Annotated in this window: 16 protein-coding genes; 4 read left to right on the forward strand and 12 right to left on the reverse strand. The window is 64.8% G+C overall.

Features of this window, described 5'->3' with window-relative positions:
• Positions 1–6: 6 nt before the first annotated feature.
• From BZG29_RS25445 to BZG29_RS25475, 8 genes are all read right to left on the reverse strand, one after another.
• A complete protein-coding gene (locus BZG29_RS25445) occupies positions 7–2,271 on the reverse strand; it encodes a DUF3141 domain-containing protein (RefSeq protein WP_077408549.1) in 2,265 nt (754 codons plus the stop codon).
• A 47-nt stretch (positions 2,272–2,318) separates the two neighbouring features.
• A complete protein-coding gene (locus tag BZG29_RS25450; protein WP_077408550.1) occupies positions 2,319–3,443 on the reverse strand; it encodes an ABC transporter permease in 1,125 nt (374 codons plus the stop codon).
• Positions 3,444–3,447: 4 nt separating this feature from the next.
• Entirely contained in the window at positions 3,448–6,189 is a 2,742-nt protein-coding gene (rbbA, locus tag BZG29_RS25455) for a ribosome-associated ATPase/putative transporter RbbA (protein ID WP_077408551.1), read from the reverse strand.
• Between the two features lie 2 nt (positions 6,190–6,191).
• Positions 6,192–7,265: an HlyD family efflux transporter periplasmic adaptor subunit gene (locus tag BZG29_RS25460; RefSeq protein ID WP_150131053.1), complete on the reverse strand. Its 1,074-nt coding sequence runs from the start codon at positions 7,263–7,265 to the stop codon at positions 6,192–6,194.
• An 18-nt stretch (positions 7,266–7,283) separates the two neighbouring features.
• A complete protein-coding gene (locus BZG29_RS25465) occupies positions 7,284–8,729 on the reverse strand; it encodes an efflux transporter outer membrane subunit (RefSeq protein WP_077408552.1) in 1,446 nt (481 codons plus the stop codon).
• Between the two features lie 16 nt (positions 8,730–8,745).
• Entirely contained in the window at positions 8,746–9,528 is a 783-nt protein-coding gene (gene fabI, locus BZG29_RS25470) for an enoyl-ACP reductase FabI (RefSeq protein ID WP_077408553.1), read from the reverse strand.
• The gene (locus tag BZG29_RS27980) at positions 9,525–9,710 is read right to left on the reverse strand and encodes a hypothetical protein (RefSeq protein ID WP_150131055.1); all 186 of its coding nucleotides are present in this window, start codon (positions 9,708–9,710) and stop codon (positions 9,525–9,527) included. Before BZG29_RS27980 ends, fabI begins: the two co-directional genes overlap by 4 nt.
• A gap of 427 nt (positions 9,711–10,137) precedes the next feature.
• Complete coding sequence (locus BZG29_RS25475) at positions 10,138–11,580, reverse strand: IgA Peptidase M64 (protein ID WP_077408554.1); 1,443 nt, start codon at positions 11,578–11,580, stop codon at positions 10,138–10,140.
• Positions 11,581–11,781: 201 nt separating this feature from the next.
• Between BZG29_RS25475 and BZG29_RS25480 the strand changes: the two genes are divergently transcribed.
• Together BZG29_RS25480 and BZG29_RS25485 are read left to right on the forward strand one after the other, a co-directional pair.
• A complete protein-coding gene (locus BZG29_RS25480; RefSeq protein ID WP_077408555.1) occupies positions 11,782–12,384 on the forward strand; it encodes a TetR/AcrR family transcriptional regulator in 603 nt (200 codons plus the stop codon).
• Positions 12,385–12,392: 8 nt separating this feature from the next.
• Positions 12,393–13,577, forward strand: coding sequence for a DUF418 domain-containing protein (locus BZG29_RS25485; protein ID WP_077409287.1), 1,185 nt, complete (start codon positions 12,393–12,395; stop codon positions 13,575–13,577).
• Between the two features lie 8 nt (positions 13,578–13,585).
• Here BZG29_RS25485 and BZG29_RS25490 read toward each other — a convergent pair whose 3' ends face one another.
• The 3 genes from BZG29_RS25490 to BZG29_RS25500 form a co-directional block, all read right to left on the reverse strand.
• On the reverse strand, positions 13,586–14,839 hold the full coding sequence (locus tag BZG29_RS25490) for a cyanophycinase (RefSeq protein WP_077409288.1): 1,254 nt from the start codon (positions 14,837–14,839) through the stop codon (positions 13,586–13,588).
• Positions 14,840–15,001: 162 nt separating this feature from the next.
• Positions 15,002–17,758: a TonB-dependent receptor gene (locus BZG29_RS25495; RefSeq protein WP_077408556.1), complete on the reverse strand. Its 2,757-nt coding sequence runs from the start codon at positions 17,756–17,758 to the stop codon at positions 15,002–15,004.
• Between the two features lie 35 nt (positions 17,759–17,793).
• The gene (locus BZG29_RS25500) at positions 17,794–18,792 is read right to left on the reverse strand and encodes a MurR/RpiR family transcriptional regulator (protein ID WP_077408557.1); all 999 of its coding nucleotides are present in this window, start codon (positions 18,790–18,792) and stop codon (positions 17,794–17,796) included.
• A 201-nt stretch (positions 18,793–18,993) separates the two neighbouring features.
• Between BZG29_RS25500 and BZG29_RS25505 the strand changes: the two genes are divergently transcribed.
• Together BZG29_RS25505 and BZG29_RS25510 are read left to right on the forward strand one after the other, a co-directional pair.
• Positions 18,994–20,130: a succinylglutamate desuccinylase/aspartoacylase family protein gene (locus BZG29_RS25505; protein ID WP_077409289.1), complete on the forward strand. Its 1,137-nt coding sequence runs from the start codon at positions 18,994–18,996 to the stop codon at positions 20,128–20,130.
• Between the two features lie 18 nt (positions 20,131–20,148).
• The gene (locus tag BZG29_RS25510; protein WP_077409290.1) at positions 20,149–21,537 is read left to right on the forward strand and encodes a YfcC family protein; all 1,389 of its coding nucleotides are present in this window, start codon (positions 20,149–20,151) and stop codon (positions 21,535–21,537) included.
• 27 nt (positions 21,538–21,564) lie between these two features.
• Here the strand turns inward: BZG29_RS25510 and BZG29_RS25515 are convergent, their stop codons facing one another.
• The gene (locus tag BZG29_RS25515) at positions 21,565–22,770 is read right to left on the reverse strand and encodes an alpha/beta hydrolase (protein ID WP_171985105.1); all 1,206 of its coding nucleotides are present in this window, start codon (positions 22,768–22,770) and stop codon (positions 21,565–21,567) included.
• Positions 22,771–22,868: the final 98 nt, after the last annotated feature.

Genomic DNA, 22,868 nt, shown 5'->3' on the forward strand with positions numbered 1-22,868 from the left:
GATCTTCTATACAGGGGTAATGTGTTTGGCCGGCTTGGCTTTTGGCCCGGCAGGGGATGAGCGCGCGTCCGACGGCAACGCCTTCGCTTGCGCCTTGATCGCGCGCTCGAAGACGCCCTGCATCTGCTGCAGACTCGCTTCCTCGTCCGGCGTTGGCGCTTCGGGCACTTGCAGCACTTGCTGCAGCCATTCGGACAGCGCGCCGATGTCGTCCGGGCTGGCACGCGACAGCAGGATCGGCAAGGCGGCGATGGCGGCATCGAAATCATGCAGCATCAAGCGCGCCTGCTGGCGCACGATGCCGCGAAATTCCTCCATGTTGACATCCTGCCGGTACTGCGGCTTGATCAATTTCAGGGCCAGGTTGACCCTGCGCTCGTCGGCGATCATGCGGAAGCGGTAGATGTAGAACAGCGCGCGCACGGCCGCTTCCACCAGCCCGCCACGCTGCATGTCTTCGTCCATCTTGCGCGTTTCGCAGCGCACGTACTCGCAATGCTCGGGCGAGATGCCGGGATGCGGGCGCGGCGGCGTCGTGTCGCCAAGGGCTTGTCCCGTCAGCGCCTGCACCAGCGGTGAACCGTACACCAGGTCGAAGGTGGTTTCCTGCACCGTATCGCGCCAGTCGCGCCAGCTGTTCAAGCCGGCCGTGATGGCGCCGGAGAAGGCCTCCTGCATGGCCAGCAGCGGATTGTCGGGTGCCACCGGCTGACGCTGGGCGCGTACCTTTTCCGCCTCCTTGGCCACCAGCCTGGCCAGCGGATTGTGATCGGTCCAGCGCTCGTACGACACACGCAGCGGATGCGCGAGCTGCAGGAAGCGCGCCGTCTGCGGCGTGACCATGGCGCGCACCCACGGCTGCGCAAACGTGCGATACAGGGCCAGGTTCACTTCGGACACGCGCGCGGCAGCGGCGAACTTGCGGTCGTTTTCCACGCTTGGCTGCACGATGGCGCGCACGTCGTCGATGCCGCGGTGTTCGACCTGCAGCACATAATCGCCGCTGGCCAGGTCCGCGTTCGGCGTGTCGGGCGTCTTGTCGACGATCCTCGCTTCGTAGATGCCGGCTGGCAGCAGGTTGATCAGGTCGATATTGCTGGCGAATTTCTGGTGTTCCTTGTGCCCCACCTTGGCCGAGACGAAGATACCCAGGTGGCCGATGCTGTCATGCACGGCATACACGATGGTCTGGTCGTGCATCAGCACATCCTTGTCGTCGCGGTACAGGTCCGTGATCCAGCCCAGCGCCTGCGGCGGCGGCGTGATGTTGTCGCCGTTCGAGCAGAACACGACGATGGGCGAACGGATATTGCGCAAGTCCAGGCGCACGCCGTCGGAGGTAATCAATTCCGCCGTGGCCAGACGGTTGCCGATGAACAGATTATCGACGATGTACTGCATCTCGACGTCGTTGAGGAAGACATGGCCGCCCCAGTATTTTTCAAATTCCAGGTAGCGTGGCGCTTCCGTATCGATGTTCGCATACAGGTTGTACTGTTTGCTCCACAGGGTATTGGCCGGGTTGAGTTTCTCGAAATTCTGCACCAGGCTGGCGCCGTCGAAACGGCCGTTGCCCAGATCGCCGGCCAGCGCCGTGGCCCAGCTTCCGCCCATCAGCCCACCCGCGTAGCGCATCGGGTTGCGGCCATGCCAGCCGGCCCAGTAGGACACGGGTGCGCCGGCCACGATGATGGGGCCGAACAATTCCGGACGCATCGCCGCCGTCATGAGGATTTGCCAGCCCGCCTGGCAATTGCCGATGACGACGGGCTTGCCTTCGCTGAGCGGATGCAGGGCGATGACTTTTTCCAGGAAGGCCGCCTCGGCGTGCATCACGTCTTCCACCGTCTGTCCCGGCACGGGATCGGGCAGGAAGCCGATGAAGTAGCACGGATGGCCGGCGCGCAGGGCCACGCCGATTTCGCTTTCCGCCTTGAAGCCGCCGATGCCGGGACCGTGTCCCGCGCGCGGATCGACGACGACGAAGGGCCGCTTCGACGGATCAGGATCCGGCGCATCGGGAGTGAGGATGCGCGCCAGGCCGTAGTTGACGGGACGCGCCAGCTCCAGGCCGGACATCACCAGTTCGGCGGGGAAGTCCAGCACGTTCGGCACCTCCTCGGCCATGTGCTCCTGGTACTGGTTGCCGCGGCGACGCATCACGTCCGCGTACAGCACGATGCGCTGCCACGAATCGCGCGCATAGTCGCCCAGCACGCCCAGCGACGGCAAGCCGCCGGTGGAGAAAAATGGTGCAGCTTCGATCTTCATGGCTATCCTTTTCATGCAAAAAACGCCGGACCATTCCGGCGCGGGGGCTACGCCATCTGGCTGATGGTCTTGCGAAAGCGCGCCAGCGCGAAGGTAAACAGCGCCGTGCCGATGGCCAGCAAGGCCAGAAACGGTTTCCACACCACGTCGATGCCGGCACCCCGGTACAAAATCGCCTGGCTCAATTCGACGAAATGCGTGGTCGGGGCGATCAGCATGATGTTCTGCACCAGCTGGGGCATGCTTTCACGCGGCGTGCTGCCGCCCGACAGCATCTGCAGCGGCAGCAGCACGAGGATCAGCAGCATGCCGAACTGCGGCATGCTGCGCGCCACGGTGGCGAGGAAAATGCCCATCGAGGTGGTGGCAAACAGGTGCAGGGCCGCGCCGCACAGGAACAGCGCGATGGAACCCTCGATGGGCACGTGCAGCATGCCGCGCACCACCAGGTTAAGCGACAGGGCGGCGGCCAGCAGCACCACGAGACCCATCGACCAGACCTTACCCAGCATGATCTCGGCCGGCGTGACGGGCATCACCAGCAAGTGTTCGATGGTGCCGTGTTCGCGCTCGCGGATCAGCGCCGCCCCCGTCAAAATGATCGACAACATCGTTACCTGGTTGATGATTTCCATCAGCGAGCCAAACCATGCCTGGCTCAGCGATGGATTGAAGCGCGCGCGCATCACCAGCTCCACGGGCGAGACGGTCGCGCCCCGATAGCGCTTGGCGAATTCGGACACTTCGCCGGCGACGATCTGCTGGATGTAGCCGCTGCCGCTGAAGGCCTGGCTCATGCGCGTGGCGTCCACGTTCAGCTGCAGCTCCGCCTGGCGCCCGCCCAGCACGTCGGCCTGCAGCTTGGGCGGTATCGTCAGCACGAAGGTGTACTGGCCCGCATCGAGGCCCGCATCGACCTGGCTCTGGTTGATCATGGCCGGCGGCGTGAACTGCGGCGGGAAGAAGGCCGAGGCGATGCGCCCGGACAGAGGCGAGCCATCCTCGTCGACGATGGCGATCGACGCCATGTGCAGGGTTTCCGGCTTGGCCGTGGCGGCCACGTAGATGGCCAACGTAAACGTGTAGAGGATCAGGATCAGCATCATCGGGTCGCGGATCAGGCTCCAGATTTCCTTCACGCCCAGGCGGTAGATATTTTCAAGGTGGCGCATATGCTTACGACTCCTGTTTCTTCAGCAGCGCCACCGTCACGCCGAGGATCACGGGAATGGCGACGATCAGGGGCCAGAACGAGGCGTGCAGGTCGCCAAAGCCCAGCGCCTTGTTGAACACGCCGCGGCTGATATTGAGCATGTGCGTGGCGGGGTACATCAGGCCGATGGCCTTGCCCACGCCTTCCATCGACGAGACGGGATTGAGCAGGCCGGAAAACTGGATGGCCGGGATCATGGTGCCGATCATGGTCACGAACAGGGCCGCGATCTGGCTGCGCGTAAACGTCGAAGCGAACAGGCCGATGCCCGTGGCGCAGATATTAAAGATGAAGGTGGCGCCGATCAACGTCAGCAAGCTGCCCTTGACCGGCACGCCGAACGCCGTCACTGCCAGCAGCGCCATGAGGATGAAATTGAGCATGGCCAGCAGCACGTACGGCACTTGCTTGCCGAGCAAGAATTCCAGGCGCGTGACGGGCGTCACGTACAGGTTGATGATGGAGCCGAGTTCCTTTTCTCGCACCACGGACAGCGCCGCCAGCATGGCCGGCAGCATCAGCAGCAGCAAGGGAATCACGGCCGGTACCATCGCCGGCAAGCTTTTCACGTCGGGGTTGTAGCGGTAGCGCGTCTGGATGGCAACGGGGTTGTTCATCTTGATGCCATAGCGGTGCAGGGCCTGGTCGGCCAACCACAGCTGATGCATGCCCTGCACGTAGCCCTGCACGGTTTCGGCGCGCATCGGCATGGCGCCGTCGATCCACGCGCCCACCTGGGCCGGCGCGCCGCGCTGCACGTCGCGCGCAAAGCCGGGCGGAATCTCGATGGCCAGCGACAGTTCGCCGCTGCGCATGCGCTTGTCGATATCGGCATAGTCGCGCAGGGGCGGTCGCTCGATGAAGTAGCGCGAGCCGGCCAGATTGTTCGTGTAATTCTGGCTCAAAGTCGTCTGGTCGTGGTCGAGCACCGCGTAGCTCAAGTCTTCGACATCCAGGCTGATGCCGAAGCCGATGACGAACAGCAGCAGCACGGAGCCGCCCAGCGCCAGGGTCAGGCGCACGGGGTCGCGACGCAGTTCCAGCGTCTCGCGCCACATGTAGCTGAGCATGCGGCCCAGGCTGAAACGGCTACGCCGGTGCTGCGGCGGCTGCGCTGCCGCCTCCTGCTGCACCGGCACCGGTGTTTCCTGCACCGCCGGCGCCGTCCCGCCGCCCGCCTCTTCCAGGTAGGCGATGAAGGCCGCTTCCAGCGACGGCGCGCCCTTCTTGCGCGCCAGTTCGGTCGGCGCATCGCTGACCAGCACTTTCCCCGCATGCATCAGCGAAATGCGGTCGCAGCGCTCGGCCTCGTTCATGAAGTGGGTGGAAATGAAAATGGTGACGCGGTCGCGCCGCGCCAGCTCGATCATCAGGCGCCAGAAATTGTCGCGCGCAATCGGGTCGACGCCGGACGTCGGCTCGTCGAGAATCAGCATTTCCGGCTTGTGCACCATGGCCACGGCCAGCGACAGGCGCTGGCGTATGCCCAGCGGCAGGCTGTCGGGTAAGTCGTCCATCACGGCGCGCAAGTCGAAGCGCTGCGCCATCTCGTCGATGCGTGCGGCGATTTCAGCTTCCGGGACGTGGAACAGGCGCGCGTGCAGCACCAGATTCTGGCGCACCGTCAATTCGCTGTACAGAGAGAAGGCCTGCGACATGTAACCGACCCTGCGGCGCGTGTCGATATCGTTGGAATCGACTTCCTTGCCGAACAGCCAGGCCTTGCCTTCCGTCGCCGGCAGCAGGCCCGTAAGCATCTTCATGGTGGTCGACTTGCCGCAGCCGTTCGAGCCGAGAAAGCCGAAGATCTCGCCGCGGCCGATGCGGAAATTCACATGGTCGACGGCCGTGAAGTCGCCGAAGCGCATGGTCAGGTCCTTCGCCTCGATGGCGACGTCCTGCGCGCTGGCAGCGTCCAGCGGCGTGATCACAACGGGCTGGTGACCGGCGCGCTTGGCTTCGGGCAGCAGCTTGATGAAGGCCGCTTCCAGGTTGTCGCTTTGCGTGCGCGCCAGCAGTTCGGCCGGCGTGCCCGTGTCCAGTACCTTGCCGTCATCCATGGCCACCAGCCAATCGAAGCGCTGCGCCTCGTCCATGTAGGCGGTGGCCACCATCACGCTCATTTGCGGCCGCTGCACGCGGATGCCGGCGATCAGGTCCCAGAACTGGGCGCGCGCCAGCGGATCGACGCCGGTGGTGGGCTCATCGAGAATGAGCAGGTCGGGATCGTGGATCAGGGCGCAGCACAGGCCCAGCTTCTGCTTCATGCCGCCCGACAGCTTGCCCGCCGGGCGCGCCAGGAACGTCTGCAGGCCCGTACTGCGGGTCAGCTGGTCGATGCGGCGGCGGCGTTCGGCCGCGTCGTGGCCGAACAGGCGCGCGAAAAACTGCAGGTTTTCCTCGACCGACAAGGTCGGATACAGATTCTTGCCCAGGCCTTGCGGCATGTAGGCGATACGCGGGCAGACGTCGTCGCGGTGGCGCGCATCGCGCATGTCGCCGCCCAGCGCCATCACGCTGCCCTGCTGCACGGCACGCGCGCCGGCCACCAGCGACAGCAAGCTCGATTTGCCCACGCCATCGGGACCGATCAGTCCCACCATGCGGCCGGCCGGCACGTCCAGGTCGATGGCGTCGAGCGCCACCGTCTTGCCGTAATGCTGGCTGACGCCCTGGATGCGGACGACAAAGGGGTTCACGTCCATGCTCACTGCGGAACCTTGGCCGTCAGTTCAGCGGGCCATGGCTGCTTCGCATCGAGGCGCACCCAGGCCACGCCGGGCAAACCCACTTTGACCAGGGCCAGGTGTTTTTGCAGCAGCTCGCGGCTGATCTGCGCCTTCACGCGGAACATCAGCTTCTGGCGCTCGCTGGCCGTTTCCACCGTCTTCGGCGTGAACTGCGCGCTGGCCGCGACAAACGAAATCGTCGCGGGAATCACGTACTGAGGCGCCGCGTCGAGGATGATGCGCACTTCGCCGCCCAGCGCCACCTTGCCGGCCGCCGTCTCGGGCAGGAAGAAGGTCATGTAGACGTCCGACAGGTCGACGAGGTTAAGCACCTTGCCGCCGCCGGCCAGTACTTCGCCCTGCTGCGCCACCAGGTATTGCACGCGGCCGTCGCGCGGCGCCGTCAGCTGGCCATCGGCCAGGTCGGAATCGATGCGCGCCGTCGTCGCCTCGGCGGCGACGACGGCGGAGCGCGAACCCACCACCTGCGCCCTGGCTGCGTCAATGGCTGCCTGCGCCGCCGTCACCTGCGCCTTGGCCGCGTTCAATGCTGCTGCCACGCTGCGCACGCGGGCGCGGTCGTCGTCGAGTTCCTGCACCGAGGAAGCGCCTTCCTTCGACAGGGTTTCGGAACGGGCCAGGCGGCGCCTGGCCGCATCGAGTTCGCTTTCGCGCTGCGCCACCATGGCCAGCGCGGCCGCCTTGTCGCTCTCACGCACGGCCACCTGCGCCTGCGCGCCGACCACGGCATCGGACGCCTGCTGCTGGCGCGCGCGCGCCTCGTCGCGCTGGGCCGACAACGAGTCTACCTGCATGGTGGCCAGCGGCTGGCCCGCCTTGACGAAGTCGCCCTCGCGCACGAGGATCTCCTTGACCCGGCCTGCCAGCTTGGTGGCGACGTCGATTTCCGTCGCTTCGATGCGGCCATTGCCGCTGACAAAACCTTCGCCAGGGCCCGTGGGACGCATTTTTTGCCAGGCCACGTAGCCCAGCACGAGAACGGCCACGACCAGCGCCGCGGGGATGAGTTTTTTCTTCAGTTGAGCATTCATGGTATCGGGGCGATCAAATTAGTGGGTGGAAGCGGCGGCGGAGGCGGCGGAGGTATTGGCAGGTACGCCGCCGCCCAGCGCCGCATACAGGCTGACCTGGCTCGAGAGCAGCGCGCGGCGCGTCTGCACCAGCTGCTGCTCCACCGTCAGCAGGTCGCGCTGCGCATCGAGCACTTCCAGGTAGGGCGCGGCGCCATTGTCGTAGCGCAGCTTGGCCAGGCGCGCCCGTTCGCTCTGCGCGGCCAGCGTCGTCTTGCCGATGTCGACCTGCAGCGCCAGCCAGCGCCGGTTCGACAGCGCATCGGCCACTTCGCGGAAGGCGCCCTGCACGCTTTTTTCATAGTTGGCCACAGCCACGTCGCGGCGCACCTCGGCCAGGTCCATATTGGCGCGCAGGCGGCCTGCGTCAAAGATCGGCAGCACCAGGCGCGGCGCGAGATTCCAGGCGCCGCTGCCAGAATCGAACAGGCCGTTCAATTCCGCGCTGGCCGTGCCGTAGGCCGCCGTCAGCGAAATCGTCGGGAAGAAGGCGGCGCGCGCGGCGCCGATATTGGCTTGCGCGGCGCGCAGCTGGTGCTCGGCCGCTATCAGGTCGGGACGCTGCGTGAGCAAGGCCGAAGGCAAGCCCGCATGCAGCGGCTGCAGCACGCTGGCGTCGTCGAAGCGGCGCGTGTCCGGAGTCAGGTCGACGGGGCCGCCCACCAGTTGGGCCAGCGCATGCGCCTGCACGGCGCGCGCCTGTTCCAGCTGGGCCGACAGCGACAAGGCCTGGCTGAGCAAGGTTTCCACCTGCGTCAGGTCCAGCTTGGAAATCGAACCCACTTCGAAGCGGCGCGTGAAGATGCGCAGCGATTCGGCGCGGCTGTCGACCGTGGCGCGCGCCAGCGCCACCCGTTCATCGAGTTCGCGCAAGCCCAGGTAGCCATTGGCCACCTGCGCCACCAGGGCCACGCCGACGGCGCGACGCGCCTCGTCGCTGGCCAGCAGGGTTTGCAGCGCGCTGTCCTTCAAGCTGCGCACGCGGCCCCAGAAATCGAGCTCCCAGGCGCTCACGTTCAAGCCCGCCTGGTACTGCGCGCTCGTCATGGCGCGCCCCGTCGGACTCAGGTCAGCCGGCACGCGCGCACGGCTGCCGGAGGCGCCCAGCGCGATGGTGGGGAACTGCTCCGCACGCTGGATGCCATACGCGGCGCGCGCCTCTTCCACGCGCAGGGCGGCAATACGGATATCGCGGTTGCTGGCCAGCGCCTGCGCAATCAACGCCTGCAGGCGCGCGTCGGCAAAGTAGGCTTGCCAGGCGACGTCGGGCGCCTGCGCGCCGGCGGAATCGGTCTCCGGATACTGCGTCGCCACGGGCAGCGGCGGTGGCGCATACAACGGCGCCATCGAGGCGCAGCCGGCCAGGGCCAGCGTGGTGGCCAGCGCGGCCATCCTGGCGCGGTTGGGCAAAGTAGGAACAGCCATGGTTATCTTCTTCCAGTCAATTCAGAATGTTGTAGCCGCCATCGACATACAGGGTGCCGCCCGTGATGGCGCGCGCGCCGTCGCCGGCGAGGAAGGCGCACAGCGCGCCCACGTCCTCGATGGTGGCCAGGCGCCGCATAGGCGAGCGCTCGATGGCGTCGGCCATCAGGCGGTCGAAATGGGCGATGCCGGAAGCGGCCCGCGTTTCCAGTGGCCCCGGCGAAATGGCGTTGACGCGGATGCCTTGCGGGCCCAGTTCGGCGGCCAGGTAGCGCACCGACGCTTCCAGCGCCGCCTTCACGGGTCCCATCAGGCCGTAGTCGGCGATGACTTCCTCGGCGCCCAGGTAACTCATGGTGGTCAAGCTGCCGCCGTCCGGCATCAGCGGTTCGGCCAGTTTTGCCATGCGCATGAAGGAGTGGCAGGAGATATCCATCGCCTGCGCAAAACCGTCTGCCGAACTGTCGGTCACGCGGCCATGCAAATCCTGTTTCGGTGCGTAAGCGATGGAATGGACGACGAAATCGAGCCGCCCCCATTGCCGTTCGATCTGCGCGAACAGCGCCTCCAGTTGACCCGGTACGGCCACGTCGAGCGGCGCCATGATGGCCGCCTGCACTTGCTGCGCCAGCGGTTCCACGTATGGACGGGCCTTGTCATTGAGCCAGGTCACGGCCAGTTCGGCGCCGGCCGCGCGCAGTGCGCTGGCGCAGCCCCAGGCGATGCTTTGCGTGTTGGCGATACCCACCACCAGGCCCCGCTTGCCCTGCAAAGGCAAGGACCGCAAGTCGGCCGTCATGCCTGGACCGGACGCAGGGCGGGCCACGGCGTGGCCGCATGCACGCATCGCACCGCGCCGGCGCGCATGGCGGCGGCGCAAGTGGCCAGCGTCACGCCGCCGGCACGCGCATACGGCAAGGCAATGGGAGTGTGGGGGTGTAAGGAACTGCACGCGTCAGGCGCGGGGGTCTGCATCTTCATGAATCGGCTTCCGTCACTGAAATTCGAGGCACGCACCAGTGCATTTTCGGGGAACTGGTACGGGGCGAAATTACTCTACAGCATTTAGACGCGTGATTCGTGATGAGTCCGATCCGCATTCCATGACGCTTTGAGCTAGGTCAACTATAAGTGCGATTGCGGCAATGCAACATTGATGTAAATCAAATTTTACCTCAATATTATCTAAATGAAATATTTTTCAGGCAAGCGTGCGGGCGTATTGATTTGATAATATCACTGGGCTAGCGAGAAGAAAAGCGCGCAGGTGAGCGACAATTGGTATTGCCTGAAAAACAAGCAGCGCTGGGCAGGGACGGAAGGCAGACGGTGGGGAGAGGCAGAAAGGGGGCCATGCTATTGCGATGCAACATGACCCCCATGCATTACGGACGCGGCAGGAACGGCATTATTTGCCCGGCGCCGCGGCGCCACGCGAATACAGGTCGATGATGGTACTGATGCCATCCTGGCACACGGAGCAGAACGTCTCGCTGCGGTCGAACATAATGCACTGCATCTCGGGCCGGTAGTAGCCGGACGACTCGTAGTTCGCGCCTTCGAAGGCGCCCACCGTATGGCGCTGCGGCGCCTTCGAGAACAGCTGCTGCGTGTACGCCAGGTCGGCCTTGAACAAGGCGCTCATCTCGCTTTCCGGGCGGTTCGCCGCGCGCAGGGCCGCGCGCTGCTGCTGGTATTCGCGCGCATGGCTGTCGTATGCTTCCTTCGGCCATGGCGTCGGCAGCGGCGTGCCGGCCTTGATGTGGCTCTTCCATTTCAGTTTGGACGGATCGCGCAGCGCCGTGGCGTTCGGCTCCCACGGTTCCTGGCGCTCGCCATTCGACTGATAGGCCACGGGCGAAGTGTAATACTCGTCGGCCAGGCCGGCGAAATGGTGGCCGAATTCATGCACGAACAGGTAATTGGCCCAATCGTTGTTCGCCGCCGCCGTGCTGAACTGGCCGAAGATGCCGCCGCCGCCATAGGTATCGTTATTGACGAGGATTTCGATGAACTCATACGGCGCGTATTGCGCCAGGTCGCGCAAAGCGCGGTTGTCCGTCGTCAGCACATAGCGCTCGCTGCCGAAGATATCGTAGCGCGTGCCCAGCGGCGAGGCGTGGTGCACGCCCGTCGATGGACGCGACACGCCCGACTCCTGCGTCGGCGCGGCCATGGCCCACACGTTGAAGTCATTGGCCCGCTCGCGGAATGGCGAGACGGTAAACAGGTGCTCGGCCAGCTTGCGCGCCGTCGCCTCGAACTTGTCCATTTCGGCCGCCGTGTAGCCGTCGCCCATGATCAGCAGGTCGACCTTGTCGGGCGATGGCCCACTGATGCGGATCGGGATCGGCTTGACGGTCGCCGGCGGCTGCTTGCGGATCACGTCCTGCGCGGCAGGATCGACATCGGTGCTCCACACAACAGAAAACAGGCCTCGTTCGTCGCGTTTCAGGATGCGCACGCGCACGGGGTGCTCGGGCTGCGGGAAGCGCACGGATTCCTGGAAGGCGCGCGTGGTGGTTTTCGCCTCATCGGTGCTGGCCCATTCGCCGAAGATGGTGGAAAAACCGCGCGAGTACAGCACCTTGCCCGACTTGATGTCGACCACTTCCAGCATATTGTTGCCGCGGTTGCTGTCGTCGATGGGGCGCGCCAGGTTGCCCGGCCATGGCAGCGGCTCGACCAGCACGCGCTCGACCGCATAATGCTCGCCCAGCGCATTGCCGCTGTGCTGGTAATCGAGGCGCATGGTGGCCGGCTGGGCGGCACCGGCAGCCTGCGCGGCTGGGACGATGCCGGCGGCAAGCGCCAGCGCGCAGAGGAAGGATCGAATCGGGGTCTGCTGCATGTCATTCCTAAAACGGTAGAAAAACAGGTGAAGGGAACGGTTTTCCAAACAATCGGCGGGCCTACCGGCAGGCGCGGGAAAAACCGCTGCGGCACATTGTAGCGACAGGAATCGGCACTGCAAAGCACCCGTTTGACCGCGCCACGCAATCCATTTATATTAGACTGACTAGTCGATTAATTAAAAGGAGAGAAAACCGCCATGCGCACCATCGATCCCGGCAAACACGCGGCCCGTCGCGACGCCATTCTCGCCGCCGCGCGCAGTTGCTTCGCACGCAAGGGCTTTCACCAGACCAGCACCGCCGCCATCTGCGCGCAAGCGGGCATGAGTCCCGGCAACCTGTTTCATTACTTCCCCACCAAGCAAGCCATCATCGCCGCCATCGTCGACCAGGAAGGCAGCGAGACGGCCGCCTATTTCGCCGGCGTGCAAGGCAGCGCCGATGCGTACGGCGCCCTGCTCGATTTCATGGACCTGGTGCTGGCGCTGGCGGCCGACGCGGATTTCGCGGGACTGGCGCTGGACATTTCCGCCGAAGCGATGCGCGATCCAGATATCGCGGCCAGGGTGGCGCGCAACGATGCCGTGCTGCGCGCCGGCGTGCAGGCGCTGCTGGAAAACGCTGCGGCACAAGGCCAGGTCGACGCCGCGCTCGACCCCGCGCAAACGGCCGGCTGGATCGCCGCGCTGATCGACGGCATCTTCAACCGGGTCGCCGTCGATCCTCATTACGCGCCGCCGGCGCAGCGGGCCAGCCTGCACCTGCTATTGGCGCGCTTCCTGCGCCCTGCCCTGGCATGAGCGCCGCCATGCAAACCCGGCCCACGCGCATCGCCGACGTCGACGCCCTGCGCGGCTGCGCCCTGTTCGGCATTTTGGTCGTCAATATCGGCGCCTTCGCCACGCCCTGGTTCGGCCTGGGATTGACCGATCCCGCCTTTCACGGCGACGTGGACCGCGCCACGCACTTTATCGTCGCCCTGCTGTTCGAAACCAAGTTCTACCTGCTGTTTTCCTTCCTGTTCGGCTACAGCTTCACCTTGCAGATGCAGGCGGCCGCGCGCGCCGATGCGCCGTTCGTGCCGCGCATGCTGCGCCGGCAAGCGGGCCTGTGGCTGATCGGCGCCCTGCATGCCGTGCTCCTGTTTCATGGCGACATACTCACGACCTATGCTCTGCTGGGCATCGTGCTGCTGGCGCTGCACCGCTGCGGCGAGCGCCAGGCACTGTCCCTGGCGTCGATACTCGTCGCCGTCTGCGTGGCATTCTGGGCAGGCATGGCCTGGCTGCAAAGCCTGCAGCCGGCGGGAGACGCCACGGACAACGCCGTGGCGATGGCGCAAAAGGCGGCAAGCGCGCTGGCCGCCTACCGCGCCACGCCGGCCGCCGTCATCCATCAGCACCTGCGCGAACTGGGTGACATCTGGATCGTCCTGCTGCTGGTGCAGGCACCGTGCGCGCTGGCCATGTTCCTGTGCGGCCTGGCCGCCGGCAAGCGCGAGATGCTGCTGCACGCAAGCGATTACCTGCCGCTGCGCCGCCGCCTGCTGTGGGCCGGAGCGCTGGCGGGATTGCCTGGTGCTGCCTTCTATGCGTGGACTTCCGTGTATGGCGACAGCCAGGCATGGCAGGTGGCGGGACTGGCCGTGGGCCTGGCGAGCGCGCCACTGCTGGCGGGCGCCTACCTGGCGCTGGCGCTGGCCCTCTTCGAGCGCCTGCGCAACGGCACGCTGTTTGCGCTGCTGGCGGACACGGGCCGCATGGCCCTGTCGAACTACCTGCTGCAGTCGGCCATCTGCGCCGTGCTGTTCCTCGCGTATGGCGCGCGGTTGATGGGGAGTGTGTCTCCGCTGGGCGCGCTGGCGCTGGCAGCCATCATCTTCGGCCTGCAGCTGCCACTGAGCCGCTGGTGGCTGCGCGGCCACGCGTATGGCCCCGTCGAATGGCTGCTCAGGGCCTTGACGATCGCCGCGTGGCCGCGCTGGCGGCGGTAACGCGCCGCTTACTTGTAGCGGTACAGGGGCTGGCGCAGCTGGATGGGGCGGATGTCGAGGCGCAGTTTCAGCACCGAATACGCTTCCGCCTCGGTCGAGCTGTAGCCGACGCTGTTGACCGTTTTACTGAAGCGGAACTCGAAGCCCAGGTCCGGATATGGGTCGCGCGGGTTGCCGAAGGCGATGCCGATGGCTTCCTGCTGCGCGTTGTCGATCAAATTACCCATTAGGTCGAGCACGGCGTTATTGCCGAGGATATCGTTGGTAAACACGGGTTCGCGCATGTCTGGCTGGTTCGGATCGAGCTTGTTGTCAGCCTTGTCCGGCGAGGGCGTAAACACGCGCGTGACGAGGTTGAATTTATCGCCCCGGTCCAGGTAGCTGATGGCCGCATTGCTGATATTGAAATTTTTCACGCCACGATCGCTGATGGCGCCCGACAGGTCGATCAGCAGGGCGCCGCTGTAGCCGATGACTTCCACGTCGCGCATGGCGTCGACCACCATGGCGCTGTTTTCATCGATGCCCAGTCCCAGGTGATAGCCTTTTTTCAGCATCACGGGAATCATGCGCGCAAAGCGGCCGCGCACCAGCAGATGCTGGTCGACGAAAACGTCGCTGCCGATGAAGCCGAGGCCCGGCGCGATCTCGCGCCCGTCCGTCACGCCCATCTTGAGCATGTCGAGCACGGGCTTGGCGTCGTAGAACATGGTGGTGCTCATGATGGCCGCGCCGGCGCTGGAACCGGCGATCACGCCGCCGTTGCGGTAGACCGACCAGATGGCTTCCAGCGCGGCCGTGCGGCTGCCGTCCGGGCGCAGCAAGGCTTGCGTGATGCGCCCCTGGTCGCCGCCGGCAAAATAAATGCCGCTGGCCGACTTGATCTGCGTGACGATGGCCGGGTCTTCGGCCGCCTTGCGGTAATCGCGATTGGCCAGCTTGACGGCCAGCGGCACGAAAAAGGCGTCGGCGCCATACTGGTTCAGCTTCTTGATGATGCTTTCGCCCGATTTTTCCGGATTCATCGCGGCCGAGGCCAGCACGGCGATGCGCGCGCCTGGCCCGCCCGACAACTTGACGATGCGCTGCCAGACTTCGGCATTGTCGGCGCGCAGGCCGCCCCCGATGATGACGAGGGTGCCCTGCGGCGCGCTGCCGATGGCGCTGCCGCCGGGCGCTGCCACGGCATGGACGCTGCACAATGCCAGCGCGAACAGCAGCGCGGCGCACAATTGTTGATACAGGCTTGAAGATGATTTCATGGTGCCTTTCGAATACAAGGAAAGTGGCGCATATTTGTTGATACAGGCACGCGCCCTTGCTGCCAAAACTGCTGCTTGCAATCCAACGCCATCGCACTACGATACTACTTGCTGCATATGACAACGTTGTTGCGCTATCTCCACGCTTCTATGTAAAACTGCTTACTTGAAGCTGTAATTGGCGCTGGCATAGAAGCGCCGGCCGCGCGGGTCCGCGTAAGTCGGGTCATAGCCGGAGAGGAAATAGTAGGCCTGGTTCGAGTACGGCGGACTGGTATTGAACAGATTCTGTATGCCCGCGCGCAGCTTGAACTGCTTGCTGACGGCATACGCGCCCGACATGTCCCACAAGGTATACGCCTTCACCCGGTTCGGCTTGACGACGCTGCCGTCGTCCGTGTTGATGGCCGAGTTCTGGTCATCGTAGCTGCTCGAATAGGTGTTCGACAGGCTCGCCGAATACGGGCCATTGTCCCAGTCGAGGGTGATCGTGTGGCGCCAGCGCTGCACCACGCCATCCGTGACGAACTTGTTCAGGTTGCTGATAAAGACGTCGCCGGGACTGGTCTGGATGCTTGAATCGAGCACATAGGTGCCGCTCAGGTGGCCGCCAAAGCGTCCCCAGGCCGTTTGCACGCCATGCAGATCGGCCGTCAAGTCGATACCCGCGGCCTTTTGCGCGCCGCGGTTCTCCTTGCGCAGCTCGATATAGCGGATTTCATTGTCTTCATCGCGGTGCACCAGGTCGCCATACTTGGCCAGGTTGCCGAGGATGATGTCGTCGCCGATTTCGCTGATCAGGTCCGTGCGCTTGATGTTCCAGTAATCGGCACTGAAGGTCCAGTGCTGGCTCGGTTCGAGCACCAGGCCGGCCGTGAACTGGCGGCTGCGCTCCGGTTTCAGCTTGTCGTTGCTGTAGCGGCGCGTACGCCAGTTGTCGGCGCAAATCGAGTAGTCGTTGTCCTCGGCTTCGCAGTAGACGGGATCGGGCAGGGTCGCCGTCTGGCTGTAGACGGTGGGACGGTGCAGGTCCGACATCGACGGCGCGCGAAAGCCCTTGCCGGCCGAGGCGCGCAGCAGCACCTGCTTGCTGGGCATGTAGCTCAGCCCGATCTTCGGACTGAGGGCGCCGCCCACCTGCTGGTAATGGTCGTAGCGGCCCGACAGCTGCGCCTGCCACTGCTTGGTAAACGGCAGCAGCAGTTCGCCGTAGATGGCCTTTACATTGCGGCTGTCGCTGGTGGCCACGCCGCCTTCCGGCGCGTCATCGTTGGTGATGTTATTACTCATCAGCAATGCGGATGGCCGGAAGTCCGTGCGTTCGCGCCGCACTTCGCCGCCCACGGCCAGCGCCAGGTCGCCGCCGCCCATGGGCATCAATGCGCGCGACACCTTGAAGTCGAACGAGTCCATGACGCCGCGCGCATGCCGCACTTCGTCGTTGACCTGGATGCTCTCGAGCAGCGCCTTGCCCGCCGCGCTGGAGGGGCCGAACGGATTGATGGTGCCATCCGTGATGCCCTTCTGTAGCTGGTCGGCCAGAAGATAGCCGTGCGTGTCCTTGTCCCTGACCACGTTGACGCTGTGATTCAAGCCCACGTCGTAATCCCAGCCGCCGACGGTGCCGGTGGCACCGACCACGTAACGCTGGCTTTCGCTCGTCAACTCGCTGGTGCGCATGCCCGCTTCGTTCAGGCGGATGCGCAGGGCCAGCGTGCCGGTCAGCCCGGCGGCGCTCAGCTGCGGCACCATGCTGGCGTCGATTTCGCCGTCCGGCCGCGCCGTCGATCCCACATAATAGCTGCGCGCACGGCTCAACGCCACCTCCGCATACAGCTGGTGGTCATCGTTCAATTTCAGCACGCCGCGCGTCAGCAGATTCTGCTTGTCCGTCTTGGGATACAGCTCGGTATCGCCCATATAGTTATAGGTACACGCATCGACGCCGCCCGTGCCCGCCGGCAGGTACACATTGGCGGGACCGCTGCAGCCGGGAATCGACAGGTTGACGAGACGATTCGTGATCGGCTGGCCATTGAGCAGGAAGCCCTGTTCCTGCAGGTAGTCGCGCTGGTCGCTGGAGAGGCGGATATTCGCCGGACTGGTATAGCTGGACAACAAATGGCCGAGGCGTTCCGCCACATGCAGATTCGGAATGAACTTGCGCTGCGACGTGCTCAGGCGGTCGGTTTTTTGCAGGTCGACCACGGCAAAGATATTGTAGCCATCCGTGGCCATGTCGCCCGTGCCGGCCGTGATGCTGGCCGTGCGCTTGCCGGCCCCACCTTCCTGCGTGCCGCTGCCGTAGACGTTCAACTCCACGCCCTGGTAATCCTTGCGCGTAATAAAATTGATGACGCCGCCGATGGCGTCCGTGCCGTACAGGGCCGAGGCGCCGTCGAGCAGCACTTCCACGCGCTGCAGGGCGGCGGCGGGGATGTTGTTCAGGTCCACGCCCGCATCGTCGCCGGGCGAGGCAAAGTTGGCCATGCGCCGGCCATTGAGCAGCACCAGGGTCGACGACGTGCCCACGCCGCGCAGGTTGGCGCTGTTGAAGCCGCGCTGGTCGCCGCCCACGTTGATGCTGACGCCATCGGTCAGGCCGCCCACGTTGGCCGACACGCGCGCCATCAGCTCGGCCGCCGTCGTCACGCCCGCCTTGTCGATCTCGGCGCGCGTGATGATCTGCACCGGCAGCGCCGTCTCCGATTCCAGCCGCTTGATGGCCGACCCAGTGATTTCCACGCGCTGCATTTTTTTCTGCGTCGGTTCTGCATCCTGTTCCTGCGCCTGCGCGGCGCCGGCCAGCATGCCCAGCGCCGCCGACAAGCCCACGGCCCCCAGCGCCAGGCGCACGGCATGCGCCAGCGCCGACTCGCGTGGCAATACGGAACGACCCACCTGTCTTTTCATGTGCATTGCATCTCTCCCCGATGGTGTATGTCTGATTTTTATCATGATTTTTGTACTGCCTTGCGCTGCTTTACCGCTGTTTTCCGGGTGGCCTGCACGCCATGCTCGCCGCCGTACAGATAGGCGGCGATGACTTCGCTCAGGCGGGCCGCTTTGTCAACATTCTTCTTGTTCGACACCATCAGCGCCACGGCCAGCGCCTCGATCATGGCCAGCGCCGTACTGGCGCTGCTGGGCAGGACGGGATGCGTGCTTTGCGCATACAGCGCGTGATCGGCCAGTTCGGCAAGAGGCGACGCGGGCGCGTCGGTGAGCGCCACGATGCAGGCGCCGCGGTCGCGCGCGAAGCTGGCCAGGCCGATGCAGTCGAGCGTGTAACGGGGGAACGAGATCACCACCAGCACGTCCTGCGCCGTCAGGTTGACCAGGTGGCCAGCCGCCACTTCCGAACCGCCGATGCCCACCACTTCCACCACGTGCGGGCAAAACGGCTGCAGATGCTGCACCAGCATGCCGGCCAGGTTGGCCGACAGGCCAAAGCCCATCACATACACCACTTTGGCGCGCGTCAGGCGGCGCACCACGGCCTGCATGGCGTGCGGCGACAGGGCACCGGACGTGGCGGCGATGTTCGCGGCCGCATATTCCAGGCTTTCCGTGACGGGCGAGGTGGCGCGCGCGCGCCGCTCTATCGTGCGGCGCAATTTGTCGACGGGCTGCAACAGCGATTGCAGGGTTTCGGCCATGGCGCCGCGCATGGCCGAATAATTCTTCTGGCCGATGTCGCGCGCGAAGCGGCTGATGGTGGCCGTCGACACCTGGCAGCTGTCGGCCAATTCCTCGATGCCCAGCGCAATGACGCGCATCTGGTTGCGCAGCAGGTAATCGGCGATCTGCCGCTGCGACGCCGAGCCGCTCGCCAGCACGTGCATCAGCGCCTGCCCCAGCGGCGATTGCGCGAACGCGGCATCGGGCGACGCCAGCGTGGTGGCAAGTGGCGTGGGGGCGCTGCTTCTGGCAGGACTGGCGGATGCTTTCATATCACTGGCGGCCTGTATTCTTGGACACTGCGGATCACTGGCGGAAGGCGAAATCGGGTCGCTGGAACTTACTGTACTCATATCAAAAAGAAAACTCAACAAATATTTGTAAAAGGATTTTCATTGATTTACTTCGTGAAAATATTGCTACATAATCGACCGGAATCCATCAACCGCGCCCCGTTTTGGGGCGAATTCATCATGCAAGTACAACAGCATCCCATCTCCACCGCGCACGCCAGCGTAGCGTGCCAATTGAGCAGCTTCCACTTCGGCAGTGCAGCCGCCGCTAGCCGCAGCGGCAAGAAGGTGTACATCCAGGCGGCGCTGCATGCGGATGAAGTGCCGGGCATGCTGGTGTCGCAATTCCTGCGCCGCGAACTGCTGGCGCTGGAGGCAGCCGGCAAGGTGCATGGCGAAATCATCCTGGTGCCGGCCGCCAATCCGATCGGCCTGGCGCAAGCCATCCATGGCGCGCCGTTCGGCCGCTTCGACCTGACCACCGGCATCAACTTCAACCGCGCCTACCGCCATGTGGCCGATGAACTGAAAACCACGCTCGACGGCCAACTGGGACAGGATGCGCAAGCCAACGTGGCGCTGATACGCGAGCATGCGCGCGCCGCCGTCGCCGCCTGGCGGCCGGGCACGGATGCGGAATCGCTGAAGAAAACCCTGCTGGGCATGGCCATCGACGCCGACATCGTGCTCGACCTGCATTGCGATAACGAAGCGGCCCTGCACATTTACACGGGCACGCCGCTGGCGGCGCAGATCGCGCCCCTGTCCGCGTTGCTGGGCGCGCGCGCCGTGCTGCTGGAACTGGCGGCCGGCGAAGAACCGTTCGACGAAGCCTGCAGCCGATTGTGGTGGGATCTCGACGCGCACTTCCAGGGCCGCTATCCGATTCCCGCCGCCTGCCTGTCGACCACCGTCGAACTGCGCGGCGAAGTGGAGGTGAGCTACGCCCTGGCCGAACGCGACGCCGCCGCCCTGCTGCGCTTTCTCGCCATCGAGGGCGTGCTGGACATCCCCGGCGCCGGCGACGACCTGCCCGCGCCGCAATGCCAGCCGACGCCGCTGGCCGGCGTGGAACCGATCCTCGCGCCGCATCACGGCGTGCTGGTCTACCTGCGCGAAATGGGCGAGGTGCTGGCCGCCGGCGACGCGGTGGCCGACCTGATCGACCCTGTCAGCGGCGAGACGACGACCTTGCGCTGCACCGTCGCCGGCGTCTTCTTTGCGCGCAGCGCGCACCGCCACGTCCTGCGCGGCATGAACGTCGGCAAGGTCGCAGGCGCTGTCGCTTTCCGCGGCGGCAGCCTGCTGAGCCAATAAATGTCACAAAAAAGCGCCATGAGAAAATTCAAGCTCCCCAATACCTTCGTCCTGCTGTGCGGCATCCTGGCCATGATCGCTCTGGCGACGTGGCTGGTGCCGGGCGGGAAATTCGACACGCAACTGGTGAACGGCAAGCAGCTGATCATCCCCGGCACGTTTCACTACGTGGACAACAAGCCACAGGGACTCGCCGCCCTGATGATGGCGCCCATCAAGGGCTTCGTCGACGCCAGCCTGATCATCGGCTTCGTGCTGATCGTCGGCGGCGCCTTCGCCGTGCTGCAAAAGACGGAAGCCTTCGACTCCCTGATCAAGGCCATCGCCAAGGCGCACACCAGTTCGCGCTTCGTGCGCGCCGCCATCATCCCCGTCTTCTTCACCATGTTCTCGCTCGGCGGCGCCACTTTCGGCATGAACGAGGAAGCCATTCCCTTCATCCTGATCTTCGTGCCGCTGGCGCTGGCCCTGGGCTATGACACCATCACGGGCGTGTCGATTCCCTTCATCGGCTCGCAGGTGGGCTTTTCCGCCGCCTTTTTAAATCCGTTCAACGTCGGCATCGCGCAGGGCATCGCCGGCGTGCCGATCTTTTCCGGTATCGGCTATCGCCTGATCGTGTGGGCCATCGCCACGGCCGTCAGCATCGTGTTTTTGATGTGGTACGCGGCCCGCATCAAGCGCCATCCGGAAAAAAGCCCCACCTACTTGCTCGACATCGAAAAGCGCGGCGAGCACTCGATGGACCTCGACAGCTTTGCCGGCATGACGCGCACGCACCGCGCCGTGCTGTGGATTTTCATGGCGACCTTGCTGACGATGGTCGTCGGCGTCGTCAAATACGACTGGTTCATCGATGAAATTGCCGCCCTGTTTCTGGTGATGGCCATCGTCGTCGGCCTGGTCGGCCGGCTCGACATGGACAGCCTGGTGGCGTCTTTCGTGCAGGGCGCGCGTGACATGGTCAGCGTGGCGCTGGTCATCGCGCTGGCGCGCGGCACCATGATCCTGGCGCGCGACGCGCAGATCATCGACACCATATTGCATGCATTGACGCCCCTGGTGGCCTCGTCGAGTCCCGTCTTCGCCGCGCAAAAGATGTTCTTCATGCAGTCGGTGATCAACTTCTTCATCCATTCCGGCAGCGGCCAGGCGGCTCTCACCATGCCCATCATGGCGCCGCTGGCCGACCTGGTAGGCGTGACGCGCCAGACGGCCATCCTGGCCTTCCAGTTCGGCGAATTCACCACGCCGATGATTCCCACGTCCGGCATCACCGTCGGCGTGCTGGCGCTGGCGCGCGTGCCCTGGATTACGTGGGCCAAGTGGATGATCCCGCTGCAGCTGATTTACCTGGCGCTGGCGCTCCTGCTCTTGATTCCGCCCTGCCTGATGCACTGGCAATAACCACGGCCACGCGCCGTCGCCGTGGCGTTATTTGCGGTACGCCTGTCCGTAGGCACCATGGATGCCGCCCTTCGCCCAGTCGGCCATCAGGTCGTAAAACCCGGGCGTGATGACGGTAGGCTTGCGCGTTCCATCGGGCGCCTGAACATAGCTGCGCATACCGTGATCGGCCTGCGGGAAAAGGTAGACAGAAATAGCCTGGCCCTGGCCGCGCAACGCCGTCAGGCGCTCGACGGTAACGGCCGGCGGCGCCTGGCGGTCATCCTCTGCCAAGGCCCACAGCTGCGGCACCGTGACTTGCCGCGCGACCTGCACGGGATCGAGCGACCAGTCGATATCGAGCTTGTCGAACCGCGGTATGCCATTCTTGCGCAGCTCATCGGCCGGCATGCCCAGCAACACGCCCGTGTAGCCGCCCTTGATGAGGGCAAACCACGGTTCCTTGCCAAACTGCTGCTGGAATGCCGACAGGTCGTCCAAGCCATCCTTGTAGCCGGACTTGACGATTCTGGCCGTGATATCCGTCACCGTCCTGGCCTTGGCGATGACGTCGCCGCCATAGCCCTTGCCCTGCAGTTCCCTGGCAACCTGCGCCGCATCCTGCTCCGTGATATCGGTCACCAGGCCATAGCCGATGCCGAGAAAGTGCGCCTTGGCGCGCGCCTGCGCCAGTGGGGCGATCCAGCCGCCCTGGCTCACGCCCATCAGGCCGAAGCGGCCGTAACGTCCTTGCGCCAGCCGTTTTGCTTCGCGCGACGCGGCCACCAGGTCATCGGCCAGGCGCGGAAAATTCTGCGTATATTCGCCTTCGGACAGCCCGGTACCGCGCTTGTCATACACGAAAACGGACACGCCCCGTCCCACCATCTGATAAGGGTCGCGCGCGCGGTCGATCCAGCCGCTGCTTTCGGAACCATGGGCATACACGACCAGTGGCGTGTCCTTGCCGGCGCCCGGCGCTTCCATCAGACGGCCTGCCAGCATGACGCCATGCGATTCAAAGCGCGTATCTGCTTCGGCCAAAGCCACTTTCGGCCAGCGTTCCTTGCCGTTGACAAGCACGGCGTCCTTTCCGCACGCGAGCAACGCGCCGGCATCCTGCGTGTTGCCAACGGTCCCGTCGCTGAAGGTATAGCCATAGCCTTTCGCCCCCTTGGTGAGGGCGACAAAGCCCGTCTGGTCCAGGCGAAAAATACCCGTCTCGCAAGGTGCCGGGCTGAATGCCTCCGGCATGGGCGCAGCAGTCGCCGAGAACGATATGGCAAGCAGAGGCCAGAAAAAATTTGAGGTCATGGGATCAGGGTCCGATATCCAGTCTGTCGTGTTGCCTT

Source organism: Janthinobacterium sp. LM6 (assembly GCF_002002885.1).
GTDB lineage: Bacteria > Pseudomonadota > Gammaproteobacteria > Burkholderiales > Burkholderiaceae_D > Janthinobacterium > Janthinobacterium kumbetense.

Coding starts and splice junctions, on each gene's coding strand:
- BZG29_RS25445 (WP_077408549.1), bottom strand. CDS start 2,271: ATGAAGATCGAAGCTGCACCATTTTTCTCCACCGGCGGCTTGCCGTCG.
- BZG29_RS25450 (WP_077408550.1), bottom strand. CDS start 3,443: ATGCGCCACCTTGAAAATATCTACCGCCTGGGCGTGAAGGAAATCTGG.
- rbbA (WP_077408551.1), bottom strand. CDS start 6,189: ATGGACGTGAACCCCTTTGTCGTCCGCATCCAGGGCGTCAGCCAGCAT.
- BZG29_RS25460 (WP_150131053.1), bottom strand. CDS start 7,265: ATGAATGCTCAACTGAAGAAAAAACTCATCCCCGCGGCGCTGGTCGTG.
- BZG29_RS25465 (WP_077408552.1), bottom strand. CDS start 8,729: ATGGCTGTTCCTACTTTGCCCAACCGCGCCAGGATGGCCGCGCTGGCC.
- fabI (WP_077408553.1), bottom strand. CDS start 9,528: ATGACGGCCGACTTGCGGTCCTTGCCTTTGCAGGGCAAGCGGGGCCTG.
- BZG29_RS27980 (WP_150131055.1), bottom strand. CDS start 9,710: ATGAAGATGCAGACCCCCGCGCCTGACGCGTGCAGTTCCTTACACCCC.
- BZG29_RS25475 (WP_077408554.1), bottom strand. CDS start 11,580: ATGCAGCAGACCCCGATTCGATCCTTCCTCTGCGCGCTGGCGCTTGCC.
- BZG29_RS25480 (WP_077408555.1), top strand. CDS start 11,782: ATGCGCACCATCGATCCCGGCAAACACGCGGCCCGTCGCGACGCCATT.
- BZG29_RS25485 (WP_077409287.1), top strand. CDS start 12,393: ATGCAAACCCGGCCCACGCGCATCGCCGACGTCGACGCCCTGCGCGGC.
- BZG29_RS25490 (WP_077409288.1), bottom strand. CDS start 14,839: ATGAAATCATCTTCAAGCCTGTATCAACAATTGTGCGCCGCGCTGCTG.
- BZG29_RS25495 (WP_077408556.1), bottom strand. CDS start 17,758: ATGCACATGAAAAGACAGGTGGGTCGTTCCGTATTGCCACGCGAGTCG.
- BZG29_RS25500 (WP_077408557.1), bottom strand. CDS start 18,792: ATGAAAGCATCCGCCAGTCCTGCCAGAAGCAGCGCCCCCACGCCACTT.
- BZG29_RS25505 (WP_077409289.1), top strand. CDS start 18,994: ATGCAAGTACAACAGCATCCCATCTCCACCGCGCACGCCAGCGTAGCG.
- BZG29_RS25510 (WP_077409290.1), top strand. CDS start 20,149: ATGAGAAAATTCAAGCTCCCCAATACCTTCGTCCTGCTGTGCGGCATC.
- BZG29_RS25515 (WP_171985105.1), bottom strand. CDS start 22,770: ATGCCGGAGGCATTCAGCCCGGCACCTTGCGAGACGGGTATTTTTCGC.